Source organism: Rhizobium sp. LARHSG275 (assembly GCF_052871115.1).
The window spans coordinates 277,598-290,444 of the sequence record NZ_JBIXJN010000009.1; the positions used below are offsets into that span (position 1 = coordinate 277,598).

Sequence of the window (12,847 nt, forward strand, 5' to 3'; positions counted from 1 at the left end):
AGCGATGAAGACCAAAAATCCCTGGCTTCCAGCCCTCCTGTGGACCTTGATAAGCTTCATCACCCTTTTCCCGATCTACTGGCTCTTCGTCATATCGGTGAAACAGCCCTTCGACCTGTTCTCGACGCCCGATGTCATTCTCCGGAGCTTCTTCTGGAAGAATTATCAGGACGTGCTGACCAATCCGACCTTGCGCGGCTACATGCTCAACTCGCTGATCATTTCGTCAGGCAACGCGCTGCTCGTCACCACGCTCGGCTTCCTTGCCTGCTACGCCCTGACGCGCTTCGACCTCGCCGGCAAGGAAAGCATCTTCTTCTGGACGATCACCAACCGCATGGCGCCGCCGGCGGTCTTCCTGCTGCCGCTTTTCCTGCTTTTGACGCAGGTCTACAGGATCGGCGACTTCTCGCTCGCCGATTCCAAGCTGGGCATGATCCTGGTCTATTGCTCCTTCAACCTTCCCTTCGCCATCTGGACGCTGCGCCCGACCGTGGACGGCATTCCGAAGGAGTTGGACGAGGCGGCCTATATGGACGGCGCGAGCCCATGGACCGTCCTCTATGACATCATCTTTCCTTTGGCACGGCCCGGACTTGCGGTGACGCTGATCCTGACCTGGGTGTTTGCGTGGAACGAATACCTGCTGGCGGCGACGCTCACCAACTTCCATGCGCGCACCTTGACCACCGGCTTGTCGGAATATGTGACGACCACGGGCACGGCCTGGGGCATCATGGCCGCGATCTCCATGCTGACATTGGTTCCGGCGCTCATCGTCTTTTCGGTGGTGCAGCGTCACATCGTCGCCGGCCTGACCTTCGGCGCCGTGAAAGGATGAAACGATGACGTCTCAATCAGGAAATAACGAACGCAAGCCGGGGTTTCTGCCGATCGAAACGAACTGGTTCGACCGGCTCTTCATCTCGATCGTGATCTGGGTTGCGCTCTCGCTGTTCTGGATGCGGTTCATCGAACCGTTCGGGCTTTCGGTTTGGTTCGCTGCGGCGATCTCGGCAGTCCTTGGCGCCTACGTCGTCTGGAAGGGATGAGCCGATGAATTCTGTCAACGACATCAAGTCACAAGCCGCGCTGCGCTAGGGGGAACGACATTGGCAAACGTACAGGTTAGCGACGTCACCAAGAAATATGGCTCTCTTCAGGTCATGCACGGCGTCAGCGTCGACATCGAGGACGGCGAATTCGTCGTGCTGGTCGGTCCATCCGGTTGCGGCAAATCCACCCTGCTCCGGATGATCGCCGGGCTGGAGACGGTCAGCAGCGGAGACATCCGAATCGGCAGCCGTGTCGTCACCAACGCTCCCCCGAAGGAGCGTGACATCGCGATGGTGTTTCAGAGCTACGCGCTCTATCCCCACAAGACGGTCGCCGAGAATATGGGCTTTCCGCTGAAGATGGCCAAGCGACCGAAAGCGGAGATCGACGAGAAGGTCGGCAGGGCAGCCGAGATCCTCGACCTGACGCCCTATCTTGACCGCTATCCGAAGCAACTATCGGGCGGACAGCGTCAACGCGTGGCAATGGGCCGTGCCATCGTTCGCGATCCGCAAGTCTTCCTGTTCGACGAACCGTTGTCGAACCTCGACGCCAAACTCCGCGTCACCATGCGCGTCGAAATCAAGGAGCTTCACCAGCGACTGAAGACCACCACGGTTTACGTCACGCACGATCAGATCGAAGCGATGACGATGGCCAACAAGATCGTGGTGATGCGCGACGGCAGGGTCGAGCAGATCGGCAAGCCTCTCGATCTTTACGACTTCCCGGTCAACCTCTTCGTCGCCGGCTTCATCGGCAGCCCATCGATGAACTTCCTCCAGGGCCGCATAGCCATCCGCGACGGCAGGAAGATCGTCGTCACCGACCAGGGCATCGCCCTTCCGATGGCAGACACAAATGCGGATGAAGGAAGAGCCGTTACCTACGGCATCCGACCGGAACACATCACAATCGGCGAAGAAGGCGTTCCTGTGGAGGTATCGGTATTCGAGCCGACGGGTTCGGAGACATTGATCTTCGGCCGCACGGGAGGCGTGCCGATCGACGCCCTGATCCGCGAGCGTATCGAGGTCGATCCCGGACGGACGATGTACTTCCACATCGATCCCCGACGTGCGCATATCTTCGATCGGGAAACAGGCCAGAGACTGTAGGAGGACGACCCATGGAGTTCAAAGGAAAGACGGTGATCGTGACCGGCGCCGGCAAAGGCATCGGACGCGAAATTGTAAGGATGCTCGCCGAACGGGGTGCGCATGTCGTCGCTCTGACCCGCAGCGGCGCTGACGTCGAAGCGCTGCGAGGGCAATTCGGCTGCCGGGCAATCCAGGTCGATCTCGCAGACGCCGATGCGACCAGAGAGGCTGTCATCGCTGCCCTTCCCGCAGATTTCCTTGTCAACTGCGCCGGCACGACCGAGCTTCAGCCGTTCCTGGAGACAACCGTCGAAGCATTCGATCGTCTTGTCGCCGTCAACACGCGTGCTCCGATGATCATCGCCCAGGAATATGCCCGCTCGCTGATCAAGGAGGGCCGTCCAGGCGCCATCGTCAACGTCTCGTCGGTCGCATCCTTCGTCGGCATCCCCGACCACGCTGCCTATTGTGCATCGAAGGGTGGGTTGGATGGCTTGACGCGTGTCATGGCCAAGGAGCTTGCGCCTCACGGCATCCGCGCCAACGGCGTCCACCCAACTGTGACATTGACGCCAATGGCGGTGAAGGCATGGAGCGATCCCGAGAAGGCCGCAGGGATGATGAAGCGAATTCCCGTCGGTCGCTTCGCCGAGCCGGCAGACATTGCCGAGGTTGTTCTTTTCCTGCTCTCCGATCAGGCGGCCATGGTGAACGGCATATCGATGCCGGTGGACGGCGGCTACATGATTGCTTGAAGCTCAGGACGAACGTGCAGTGCGGCCCGGCGATTGCAACACCGGAAGCGGCGACGTTGACCGCCGCACCAATCGGCGCAGTTCATCCTGATCAACAAAGTGATCCGTCACGCCGGCCTCTTTATCCGGATGGCTGAAAACAAGACCATCAGCATCCTCAAGCTTCAGAGCTTGCTCCGTATTCATGATCCCGAGCGCCTGGCGCTCATACTCAGACTCGAGCGCCGCCTCGACGATGGCTTTTTTCTTGCGCATGTCCATGTCCTCCGTTCCTCAAACGGTAACGGACGGCCGGACTCGCGGTTCCGATCAAGGCATCACGATATGAGACCCGTTGAAACGAACGCCCCGCCGATGCCTGGCCCGCGCGATGACAGCACGGGTGTGCCAATCCTCGTCAATTGGCAACGGCCTGAGTCAGGGAGCAATCTTCGGTGCCTTTGGTGGGGCAAACCGTGCTCCGAAAACCCAACTAAAACGTTGAGACGGCTCCCCCGCACTGGCGACGCCGCCTAACTCGGCGAGGCGTCAGGCTCACTGGCGGCTCTTTGAATCAAGCGGGCAACCACTTCAGTGCGGTTCTGCGCCTGTAACTTACGCATGATGTGTTGCAAATGCATCTTCACCGTATGCCCCGACAAATTGAGTTTTCCTGCAATGACCTTATTTGAACAGCCGCATTGCAGCTCTGCGAGGACATCCGCTTCCCGGGGAGTGAAACCAGCAATCGCCAAGTACTGCGTCCTGTCATCCAAGCTTTTTTCGGCCTCATTTCTGGCCGGAATATGCTCGCTTGAGCCTGCTGTAACAGCTCCCAATAGCTGCGGGAAAAATGTTCCTCCTGCCAGAACGAGACGAAGACCGGCAAGAGCAATGTCAATGGGAAGTGAGGTCGAGAAAAAGCCGCGGATGCCCATCTTGAGTGCTTGACGGGCTATGATGGCGTCATCCGTACCTGAGAGCAACGTGACAGGAGCCTCAGGAAAACGTGCGGCAATCGCCGCGAGATCATCACGCAGGCTGGTGCTCTCAACACTTCTGCCGGCCAGACCCAATACAATCAAACGCACCTCAGTTCCAAGAGCACTTTCGAGACTCTCGGTCGAGATCAAATCTATAACGTTCCATCCGCCGAGTTCACGCTCAAGAAGCTTCACCACGGTGGTGCGCGCCAATGTAGAATGCTCGACGATGAGCACAGTTGGTGCATTGCGCCCCATACGGCGCCTAGTTCCAGTAATGTCGGACACTTGCGTGCTCCCCACGAATATTTGCAACGCAACAGCTATTCATATTATTCCTGTTCTCATTACATGTCATGATAAAAAGTGAGTGTATTTCAGATATTAATAGTCTGATCTCTCATGATAATTCTTATAGTCTATAAGATATCAATGATAGATAACTGGGCTTGCAGAGAACAGCTAAGAGATTTTTCATGACGTCCTGCTGGTTCGACTTGTCGCTGCAGACTTTCCAGCCTTCGCCGAATTAACGTATGGCAAGCGGGTCAACAAAGCTTTCAAAGGCATTGAAAAGGCAACTAATCTGCTACAGACCCATTTCGGAAAGCGCCATTGGATATAACGAGTTGCCGATCGGCTCGGCTTTGTTTCCATGTCTCAATCCAAAGCAGTCGCAGACCGGTCAGCAAAACGACAAACGCGAAAAGCAGCAAAAGCCTGAGATGGCTGACTACCCGTTATGATTAGTAAAATCGTGCTCTAGTGACGCATTAATACCAGTTAGCATTGTTCTCCCGCAGGCAGCACTGCGCCGGCACCGACCGATAGCGGCCGGAGGTCACGGCCCCTGGCGGCCGAAATCGGCGACAATACGGATGAGGTCATTGTGGAATTTTCGGGATCTCAGTGAGCCCGCCGTTCAGTGCCATGTCGGCCAAGGAGCCGAATGCCGGGCGGAGGAAACAATTCAACACAATGGCTTGAAAGATCGCACGAAGAACGGTTTCGTGCGGTTGAGCCTCTGCAAAGCAAGCCGGGATTCTATCCCCTGGAGAATGATGCCGTGTGAGCGGTTTTCGGCGACCCGGCTTAAAATCATCCTGCTCTAGCTATGCATGAAGGCCAGAATGTCGTCTACGAGAGCCGAATGGGCGTCGGTGAGGTTGCCTTCTCCGCCGTGACCCGCGATGCCGGCCAACTGGAGCGCATGTTGGTCATAGAGAACATGGTCGATCTGTTGGGCGTCCGCCGTCCCGCCAGCCGGAACGGCAATGTTGATGGGATGGAAATAGCCGAAATTGACATCGACCATGCTGCCGGCCGACGATCCTACGCCGCCACCGCCGCCCGCATGGTTGCCGGTGAAAATCGTGTCTGACGACAGGTTGAAGCCACCGCCATTGCCGCCGATGCCTGCGATCTGCACAGCGCCTTGATCGAAAATGACATTGTTTGTCTGATGGGCCTCCGCCGAGCCGCCCGCGGCGCCGATGGCGATGTTAATCGGCGAGAAGATGGCGATACTCACGTCGACCATAGTGCCGACGAAATATCCATCGCCGCCGTGGCCTGCATAATAGTCGCCGGTCAATGTAAGCGCAGTTCCAGGGCTCATCGACGGGCCATGGCTCGCGACGTTATGATCTCCGCCCGAGCCCCCCATGCCGCCGATCTGGGTTGCGCCCTGCAGGAACAGGGCGTTGTTCGATTGCTCGGCGTGAGCCTCCGCGCCAGGGCCCGCAGCCACGGCAGTGTTGACGGGGGCAAACAGCGCGACTTCGGTGCTTACGAGTCCACCGTAGAAAAGCCCACTGCCGCCGGTGCCGGCATGACTGGCGCCATCACCGCTGCCGATCGCGACATTGCCACTTCCGCCATTGCCGCCTATCCCCGCCATTTCGGTGGGATGCTGATTGATGAGCGCATCATTGCCCTGGAAGGCGTCGGCACCCGAATGAGGTCCCGCAATGGCGGCATTGGACGGCATGAAGACGGCCAGCGCGTTGCTGCTGATCACGCCTTCGCATATCCCGTCACCACCGCTGCCGGCTGAATTAGAACTCGGACCGGAAGCGACATCCAATGGAAGCCAAGTCGGCACCAGCGCCAGATGCCCCGCGGCCACATTGGAGGCGAGGTGTTGATCGGTGCCCGCCTTGGGCAGGTCTTCCAATAAGGAACTAGTTTCCGCCATTACCGTCTCCATCCGCGGTCAACCGCATGTCCCCCGAGCGTGCGGCGCCATGCAGCCTTAATTGCTCAGGCATTGTGCATCTGAACCTCCGAAAAGCGGAGCCTGCAATTCGTCTACATCCACTTGGCTAGTTCTGTAGCCATTTGGCCGTCATGACCGCAAGTTTGCGAGCACTCAACCCTCGTTTGGGTTAGAGGCCCTACATCTTGCACCCTCGTTCTCGCGGCGGGTCATGAAGGCTTTTCAGCTCCAAGCGGGGGTCTCCTCCGCCAAGCGCAGCCTGATCAGAACCCCGGAATGCAGCCGGTTCGCTTGGGCGGCCGTTGTTTCGAAAAGCGGCGTCGTTTCGACGAGGTCGCAGACATGATCATGACCATGCCATCCGGCCTCAAATCACTTCGTACTAATCAAAAATAACGCTCGGTCACCTGCAAGTATACATCCGAAGGAACATCACCGAATATCTAGATAGTTCACAGATTAAATCGCAGGCAGTATTTGATTGCGGTTGTATTGGCTGGCGGTGACATGCTGATACCCATGCCCTAGGGGAAAGCCGTGAAAAACTAACTCGCAAACCAACTAGAAGGAGTGACATCAATGCCTATTCCACAAATATCCGACACGATTCATCTCAACCATCCGGATGCGGGTGACGCGAATGCCGGCAACGGTGGTGATGGCCACAACGATGGGAACATCAACTACAACCCGGTCGCCTATGTCGACCCCACACAAAAGGTCTACGGGGCAACGACCGATGTGCACAACGGCGATCACGTTTGGCAGACGGCAGACTGGGACGCCGGCCATGGCGGAAACGGTGGCTTTAGCCAAGCCCAGAACAACTTCCTAGCGGCAATCGCGCATAGCGGCGCCGGCGGCGCGGGCGGAGATTCCAACTCCAACGGCAGTCAAGGAAACACAAGCGGCGGCGACACGGCTGCGGTGGCTGCGGCGACGACCGCGACACAATATACGCAGCTTATGGCCGATCAGCATGCCACCATCCTCACCGGTGTCGGCGGCAACGGCGGCAACGGAAACATGGCTCACGGCGGCGATATCTCGTCGGCATTGGTTCACACGGATCCCGAAACGACGACGGTGACCAATTCTCTCGATCACTTCATCAACGCCTTCGGCCATATCGACGTCGACCATCTCGGCTCCTGAACTCAGACCTCAAGGGCCGCTGGTTTCGGCCGGCGGCCCTCAAGGTAAGCATCCTCTTCTTGTCAGTATCAAGTGCAGCGAGATCTGATAATGACAACAATTTCCATAAAGCCACCGCGCCCGCCGACGCAGCTCGTTGTTGCGCTCCGGGCCTGTGCCGGAGCCTTCGGCTTGGTCTTCGTTTACAGCTTCGGCTACAATCTCTTTCTTCTCACGCCTTCCATCTATCTCCTGCAGATCTACGATAGGGTCCTGTCGAGCCGAAGCGCCGACACGCTCCTGATGCTGACGATGATCATCGCCATCGCCGTGTTGGTCGGGTCGACGCTCGATATCGTGCGCAGGGCAGCTCTTTCGCGCATCGGCAGCTGGTTGGACCACAGGCTACGGCCCATGGTGCTCACCGCATCGTTCGAATATGCCGCTCACGCCGATACGGGAGCCGCCACAGAGTGTTACAGGGATCTCGCCGCGTTACGCCAGTTCCTCGATTCACCGGCCAGCTCGCTTTTATTTGACGTTCCCTGGGCGCCGGTATTCCTGCTTCTGCTCTTTCTTGTTCACCCGCTGCTTGGGACCATCGGTCTTCTGTGCGCAGTTGCACTTCTGCTGTTTGCGTTCATGACGGAACTGGCGACGCGCGAGCCGCTTGCCCACGCCAATCTCGCCCTTTCGAGGAGCTATATCCGATTTGCGACGGCGCTGAAAAACATCGAGGTGATCCGGGCAATGGGCATGCAGGATGGCGCAGCGCTGATCGTCTATCGCGATGCGGAGATGGCAAGAAGGGCCCAGGACATAGCGATGCATCGCACGGAGATCATTCTTGGTTTCTCCAAATCGATCCGCACACTGGCGCAGATCCTGATGATGGGATCGGCGACCTGGCTGGTGCTTGTCAACAGCGGCAGTCCGGGAATCATCTTCGTTGCGAGCCTGCTGCTCGGGCGCGGGCTCGCACCGATCGAGGGCGCAATAGGCGCATGGCGCTCCTTCATGTTTGCGCGCAACGCCTTCAATCGCTTGAACAGAATGCTGATTACAGTGGCATCGGAACGCGACGCCCGAATGGTGCCGCGACCGGAACCCAATGGCCTCGTTCTCGAAAACGTCAGCTATTTCAAGCCATTCGCCGATCGGCCAATACTGACTGATATCACATTGCGGCTCGCGCCAGGCGATTGCATAGCTCTCATCGGTCCGTCGGGATCGGGAAAATCGACATTGGGTCGCATCATGGCAGGCGTTGTGCCGGCAACGAGCGGATATGCTCTTCTCGGTGGGGTCGATATCTCGGCTCTGCGCCTTTGCGGGGGGACCTGTCACGTCGGATACCTGCCGCAGGATATCGAACTCTTCGGCGGAGCAATCAAGGATGTGATCGGCCGGCTGGACGGGGGAGACCCCGGCAAAGCGATCGACGCCGCAAAGCTGGTTGGATTGCACGAAGCCATCATGCGGCTGCCGCAGGGCTACGAGACCGATATCGGTGACGGTGGAAACCTGCTCCTTCGGGCTCAGCGCCAACAGCTGGGACTGGCACGGGCGGCTTATGGGAATCCGTCACTCATCGTTCTCGACGATCCGAATTCGAGTTTGGATTATGACGGCGAACGCATGCTGTTTGCGGCAATCGAGCGCATGAAGTCCAGGGGAATGACCGTTGTTATCATAACGCACCGGATGGGTATCCTGCCGGCCACCAACAAGATTGCCATCATGCGTAACGGGACGGTTGCTGCCTTCGGCGACAGCGAGCGGATTTACGAAACTTATCTTCAACCACCGTCGCGAACAGGAACGTAGGGAGAAATGCTGCCATGACCCTTGTTCAACTGGATGCAACGCCGGCGAAATTATCAAATTCGTCAAGGACGGGTCGGCAGTTGGCTCAACGACCGACAGCGACAGCCAGGCAACAGACGGCCTATTTGCCGGTGATCGAACAGAAACAGCGCGGACCCGCCCCCCCTTCGCCGATGCCGGGACTCAGAGGAGTTGTCTGGACGGGGAACCTGTTGATCCTGGTCTTCATCGTCGGATTGGGAATCTGGTCGGTCCTGGCGCCGCTGCAAAGCGCTGCGGTCGCATCGGGTGTTATCGAACCGGAGTCCAGCCGCAAGACCATTCAGCATCTGGAGGGCGGGATTGTCCGACGGATCCTCGTCAGGAACGGCGATACGGTGGTGGCCGGGCAAATCGTAATAGCACTCGACGATACGAAGTCTCGCTCGGAGCGCGACAGTATCCAGGGGCAGCTTTGGGACGCCGAAGGAAGCCGCGCCCGCCTGCTTGCCGAGCAGACGGGCGGCGACCATGTCGCCTATCCCGAGGATCTCAGGGCAGCCATGGACAAATATCCTTCGGTCAGCGCGATTCTGATCGGGCAACAGAAAATCTTCGAGGCCCGCCGCCGGGTCATGCAGGCGGAAATTCAGATTGGCAATGAAAAAATCGCGCAGGTGCGGCAGGAAATCGTCGGGCTTGGCGCGCAGAAGGCGGCACTGGCCGACAGAGCCGCAATCTCGCAGGAAGAACTGGATCAGGTTACGGTGCTCGCCGCCAAGGGCCTGGAACGAAGGAGCAGGCTTCTCAACCTCGAGCGCGAAAAAGCAGACCTTGACGGCCAGCAGGGCCAAGTCGAGGCACAGATCTCTCGCGCCTACCAGGTGATCAGCGAGTCGCAGGCCGATCTCGCAAAGCTTGAGAGCGACCGGTTGAGCGAAGTCGCCCAAGGCATGCGCGATACGGAAAGCCGGATCATGCAATTGCGCGAGCGCCTGCGGGCGATCGACGACCAACTTTCAAGGACCGATATCCGGGCTCCCGAAGATGGAACAATCATGAACCTGCGCATCCACACATCAGGTGGCGTGATCGGCGCGGGCGAACCGCTGGTCGATCTTCTGCCACGCTCCGATCGCCTGATCGTGTCTGCCCATGTCAGACCGGAGGACATCAATCTTGTCCATGCGGGGCTGGAGGCACAGGTGCACCTTCTTCCATACAATCAGCGGCGCGTTCCCCTCCTGAAAGGACGGGTGGAGTATGTGTCAGCCGACCGCCTCACCGATACGCAGAGCGGCCAACCCTACTTTGCCGCGACGATCCGTGTCACGGACGAGCGGTTGGCGAAAATGAAAGATGTCGAGCTGGTCGCCGGCATGCCCGCACAGACACTGATCGAAACCGGCAAAAGCAGCGTAGCGCTCTATGCTGTCAGACCACTGCTCGACAGTTTCAACAGAGCATTTCGCGAGGACTGAGACCGTGATGGGCAAACGAAAATTCGACGACGACCAGATTACCGGTATTCTGAAGGAGCACCAAGCCGGGGTGACGGTGGCAGATGTTTGCCACAAGCACGGTATCAGCGAGCCGACCTTCTATCGGTGGCAATCCCTGCAGTTCGGGAATGTCGGTCTCCATGCCAAAAGGTTGAGAGCACTGGAGGAAGAGAACCAGAAGCTCAAGAAACTTTTGGCCGAATCCATGCTCTCGGCGGCAACACTGAGCGAGATGCTGGCGAAGACATTGAAAGGGCGACACTAAGGCGACTTCGAACAATAATAGCACGATTACGGCGGCTGGCGCAGTTTGATCGTGTAATTCCTTTGGGGTGGAAGGGGTCGCCAGCGATGTTGAGGCTCGCCATCTCGGCGTCGGGCGCGCGGATAACGCCCACACTCCAATGCGCTGGCGCCACGTGCGGTCTCGGCAGCCACGAACTCGGTCGTGCGGGCGATGATGCCGACACTGACGAAGCCCCGTTGGCGGCCACGTCGTGGACCTCCGTAGGGCGCCACCTGCCGAGGGCCTGGCCCCCAAAGTCGCGGACCTTGACGCTCGGAGGCGCCTTCCGGCGGGAGCCGGCCGAACGGCCAGGCGGCAATGGCGCCGCCCGGCCTGATCCTCTATTGGCTTGGGGCGGTCGTCGGATCGCATGACACCTTCGGATTCATGTCGGCGAAAGTACCGGTCGGGTTGCCCTTCCAGGCCCAGACATGCAGTTCGTAGAATTCACCCAGGCCGTAGCGGTTGGGCGCGCTGTTGAAATTGAACAGATGTCCGTCCAGCGCGGCCGGCCCCTTCGAGGTAATGTATTCGACCGCTACCAGCTTGAGCGTGCCGTCGGCCATCGGCTCGTACATGACGGCTTCGGGGCGAGCCAGATCGATCTTGTCGTCCTTCAAATACTGGCCATTGACATAATGAATGCCCATAGCCCCGCCGGTGATGCCGCTGGCGCAGGGGATGGGCGCATAGCCCTCCGATGTGGCAGCCTTGACGTCAAGAAAACGGCTGTTCGCAGCCCGAACCTTGTCGGCCAGCGGATTGGGACCGGTTTCAGGCGCGGCGGCCTTCTGATGCGCCTGTGCGAATGTGGCGCAGGCGGACAGCACGGCCGCGGCCATGAGAAGCCTGTTGTAAAAGTTGATTGTCATATTCATTCCATTCTTCCTGAGAAGCACAGCGGGCCGGCCGTCGAAAATATGAAGGTCCGATAGGCAAGCGCTGTGACTGTTGTTGCTTGGTGATCCCGAATTCGAGGCTACGAGTTCCGGGAAGAATCACCCCTTCGGCAGATAGGAAATCGTTCCGGCCAGATCGGTGTTGTCGATCAACTGGAAACGGCTGTCGCTGCCGCCCTGACGGGCCGACACGAAGGGAGCATAGGCGGGATCGTTGGTGAAGGCGCGCGCCGCCGCCTCCGACGGGAACTCCATCAGGGCGATCAGGGTTGTGTCGAGCGGCTTGCCTTCAAGCGTCTCCACGTTGCCGCTGCGCGACAGATATCTGCCTCCGTGCTTGTGAACGAGGTCGTGGACCGAAGCGGCGTAGGCCGGCATCCACTGTGGGTCCTTCACCTTGATGTCTGCAATGACGTAAACGGTCATGGGTTATGTCTCCTGGTTGCCGCGCACAGGCCATCCCGTGCACCGGACAAAGGGCTCGCACGGTAGGGGGCCCGCCAGCCAGTCCTCGAACTGTACTGGGCCGGTACAGTTTCTGTACTCGCCGCGCCGCGGGCGAAGGCCTATGGTTCCCGAGAGGTTGGAAGGAGAGGCTAAAATCATGACTGAGCACGGATACAAACAGTTCTGCCCGCTATCGATGGCCGCCGAGGTGCTGTGCACCCGCTGGACGATGGTACTGATGCGCGAATTGGTGGCGGGGTCGACCCGTTTCAACGATCTGCGCCGGGGCGTGCCAAAAATGTCGCCGACCCTTCTGTCGCAACGGCTCAAGGAGCTCGAGCTGGCGGGAATCGTCGTGCGCAAGGAGGTCCAGGGCGAGAAGGGAATATTCGAATATCAGCTGACGGAAGCGGGCCGTGATTTGCGCCCCGTCGTCGAAGCGATGGGCTTCTGGGGACAAAAATGGGTCGAATCCCGGCTATCTCTGAAGAATCTCGATCCGTCGCTTCTGATGTGGGACATGCGGCGCAATTTGAACCCTTCCCCGCTACCCGACTAGGGCATATACATATCTCGCAAAGCCCATCCATCGGCGACGGCTCGAAAGTATTTGAGGCCGTTGAAGAAGGTGATTGGGCCCGGCGGCTTGGCCGAGGCGTAGCCGTTCCAGCCGCCGAGCTTG

12 protein-coding genes and 2 pseudogenes are annotated in these 12,847 nt (G+C 58.8%); 9 read left to right on the top strand and 5 right to left on the bottom strand.

Annotated features, from left to right (window positions below; all coding sequences use genetic code 11):
* Positions 1-4 precede the first annotated feature (4 nt).
* Genes ACIPSK_RS14830 through ACIPSK_RS14845 form a run of 4 tightly spaced genes read left to right on the top strand, consistent with a single transcriptional unit; the run spans position 5 to position 2,911 of the window.
* Complete coding sequence (locus ACIPSK_RS14830; RefSeq protein ID WP_017966967.1) at positions 5-841, top strand: carbohydrate ABC transporter permease; 837 nt, start codon at positions 5-7, stop codon at positions 839-841.
* 4 nt (positions 842-845) lie between these two features.
* A complete protein-coding gene (locus ACIPSK_RS14835; protein WP_017966966.1) occupies positions 846-1,052 on the top strand; it encodes a DUF2160 family membrane protein in 207 nt (68 codons plus the stop codon).
* A gap of 60 nt (positions 1,053-1,112) precedes the next feature.
* On the top strand, positions 1,113-2,174 hold the full coding sequence (locus ACIPSK_RS14840; RefSeq protein ID WP_017966965.1) for an ABC transporter ATP-binding protein: 1,062 nt from the start codon (positions 1,113-1,115) through the stop codon (positions 2,172-2,174).
* Positions 2,175-2,185: 11 nt separating this feature from the next.
* Complete coding sequence (locus tag ACIPSK_RS14845) at positions 2,186-2,911, top strand: SDR family oxidoreductase (RefSeq protein ID WP_162117866.1); 726 nt, start codon at positions 2,186-2,188, stop codon at positions 2,909-2,911.
* 3 nt (positions 2,912-2,914) lie between these two features.
* Here the strand turns inward: ACIPSK_RS14845 and ACIPSK_RS14850 are convergent, their stop codons facing one another.
* The 3 genes from ACIPSK_RS14850 to ACIPSK_RS14860 form a co-directional block, all read right to left on the bottom strand.
* Positions 2,915-3,172 (bottom strand): hypothetical protein, encoded by a 258-nt coding sequence (locus ACIPSK_RS14850; protein WP_210254199.1) that lies wholly within the window; start codon positions 3,170-3,172, stop codon positions 2,915-2,917.
* A 251-nt stretch (positions 3,173-3,423) separates the two neighbouring features.
* Entirely contained in the window at positions 3,424-4,188 is a 765-nt protein-coding gene (locus tag ACIPSK_RS14855; protein ID WP_162117867.1) for a LuxR C-terminal-related transcriptional regulator, read from the bottom strand.
* Between the two features lie 793 nt (positions 4,189-4,981).
* The gene (locus ACIPSK_RS14860; RefSeq protein WP_162117868.1) at positions 4,982-6,070 is read right to left on the bottom strand and encodes a hypothetical protein; all 1,089 of its coding nucleotides are present in this window, start codon (positions 6,068-6,070) and stop codon (positions 4,982-4,984) included.
* 600 nt (positions 6,071-6,670) lie between these two features.
* Here ACIPSK_RS14860 and ACIPSK_RS14865 point away from each other — a divergent pair.
* The 4 genes and pseudogenes from ACIPSK_RS14865 to ACIPSK_RS14880 form a co-directional block, all read left to right on the top strand.
* A complete protein-coding gene (locus ACIPSK_RS14865; RefSeq protein WP_162117869.1) occupies positions 6,671-7,246 on the top strand; it encodes a PE-PGRS family protein in 576 nt (191 codons plus the stop codon).
* A gap of 90 nt (positions 7,247-7,336) precedes the next feature.
* Positions 7,337-9,052 (top strand): type I secretion system permease/ATPase, encoded by a 1,716-nt coding sequence (locus ACIPSK_RS14870; protein ID WP_017966955.1) that lies wholly within the window; start codon positions 7,337-7,339, stop codon positions 9,050-9,052.
* Between the two features lie 14 nt (positions 9,053-9,066).
* Positions 9,067-10,512: an HlyD family type I secretion periplasmic adaptor subunit gene (locus tag ACIPSK_RS14875; RefSeq protein WP_162117870.1), complete on the top strand. Its 1,446-nt coding sequence runs from the start codon at positions 9,067-9,069 to the stop codon at positions 10,510-10,512.
* Positions 10,513-10,519: 7 nt separating this feature from the next.
* Positions 10,520-10,783, top strand: a pseudogene (locus tag ACIPSK_RS14880) (transposase); the annotation flags it as partial.
* A 377-nt stretch (positions 10,784-11,160) separates the two neighbouring features.
* On the opposite strand, the gene ACIPSK_RS14885 reads toward ACIPSK_RS14880, so the two are convergent.
* Entirely contained in the window at positions 11,161-11,661 is a 501-nt protein-coding gene (locus ACIPSK_RS14885; RefSeq protein WP_050561853.1) for a hypothetical protein, read from the bottom strand.
* Between the two features lie 156 nt (positions 11,662-11,817).
* Positions 11,818-12,144, bottom strand: coding sequence for a DUF1330 domain-containing protein (locus ACIPSK_RS14890; protein ID WP_017966951.1), 327 nt, complete (start codon positions 12,142-12,144; stop codon positions 11,818-11,820).
* 178 nt (positions 12,145-12,322) lie between these two features.
* Here ACIPSK_RS14890 and ACIPSK_RS14895 point away from each other — a divergent pair.
* Positions 12,323-12,721 (top strand): annotated as a pseudogene (locus tag ACIPSK_RS14895) (winged helix-turn-helix transcriptional regulator); the annotation flags it as partial.
* Between the last annotated feature and the right edge of the window lie 126 nt (positions 12,722-12,847).

What these genes read in the sequence shown, in the direction of transcription:
- ACIPSK_RS14830 (WP_017966967.1), top strand. Translation starts at nt 5, where the DNA reads ATGAAGACCAAAAATCCCTGGCTTCCAGCCCTCCTGTGGACCTTGATA.
- ACIPSK_RS14835 (WP_017966966.1), top strand. Translation starts at nt 846, where the DNA reads ATGACGTCTCAATCAGGAAATAACGAACGCAAGCCGGGGTTTCTGCCG.
- ACIPSK_RS14845 (WP_162117866.1), top strand. Translation starts at nt 2,186, where the DNA reads ATGGAGTTCAAAGGAAAGACGGTGATCGTGACCGGCGCCGGCAAAGGC.
- ACIPSK_RS14850 (WP_210254199.1), bottom strand. Translation starts at nt 3,172, where the DNA reads ATGGACATGCGCAAGAAAAAAGCCATCGTCGAGGCGGCGCTCGAGTCT.
- ACIPSK_RS14860 (WP_162117868.1), bottom strand. Translation starts at nt 6,070, where the DNA reads ATGGCGGAAACTAGTTCCTTATTGGAAGACCTGCCCAAGGCGGGCACC.
- ACIPSK_RS14865 (WP_162117869.1), top strand. Translation starts at nt 6,671, where the DNA reads ATGCCTATTCCACAAATATCCGACACGATTCATCTCAACCATCCGGAT.
- ACIPSK_RS14870 (WP_017966955.1), top strand. Translation starts at nt 7,337, where the DNA reads ATGACAACAATTTCCATAAAGCCACCGCGCCCGCCGACGCAGCTCGTT.
- ACIPSK_RS14875 (WP_162117870.1), top strand. Translation starts at nt 9,067, where the DNA reads ATGACCCTTGTTCAACTGGATGCAACGCCGGCGAAATTATCAAATTCG.
- ACIPSK_RS14885 (WP_050561853.1), bottom strand. Translation starts at nt 11,661, where the DNA reads ATGGCCGCGGCCGTGCTGTCCGCCTGCGCCACATTCGCACAGGCGCAT.
- ACIPSK_RS14890 (WP_017966951.1), bottom strand. Translation starts at nt 12,144, where the DNA reads ATGACCGTTTACGTCATTGCAGACATCAAGGTGAAGGACCCACAGTGG.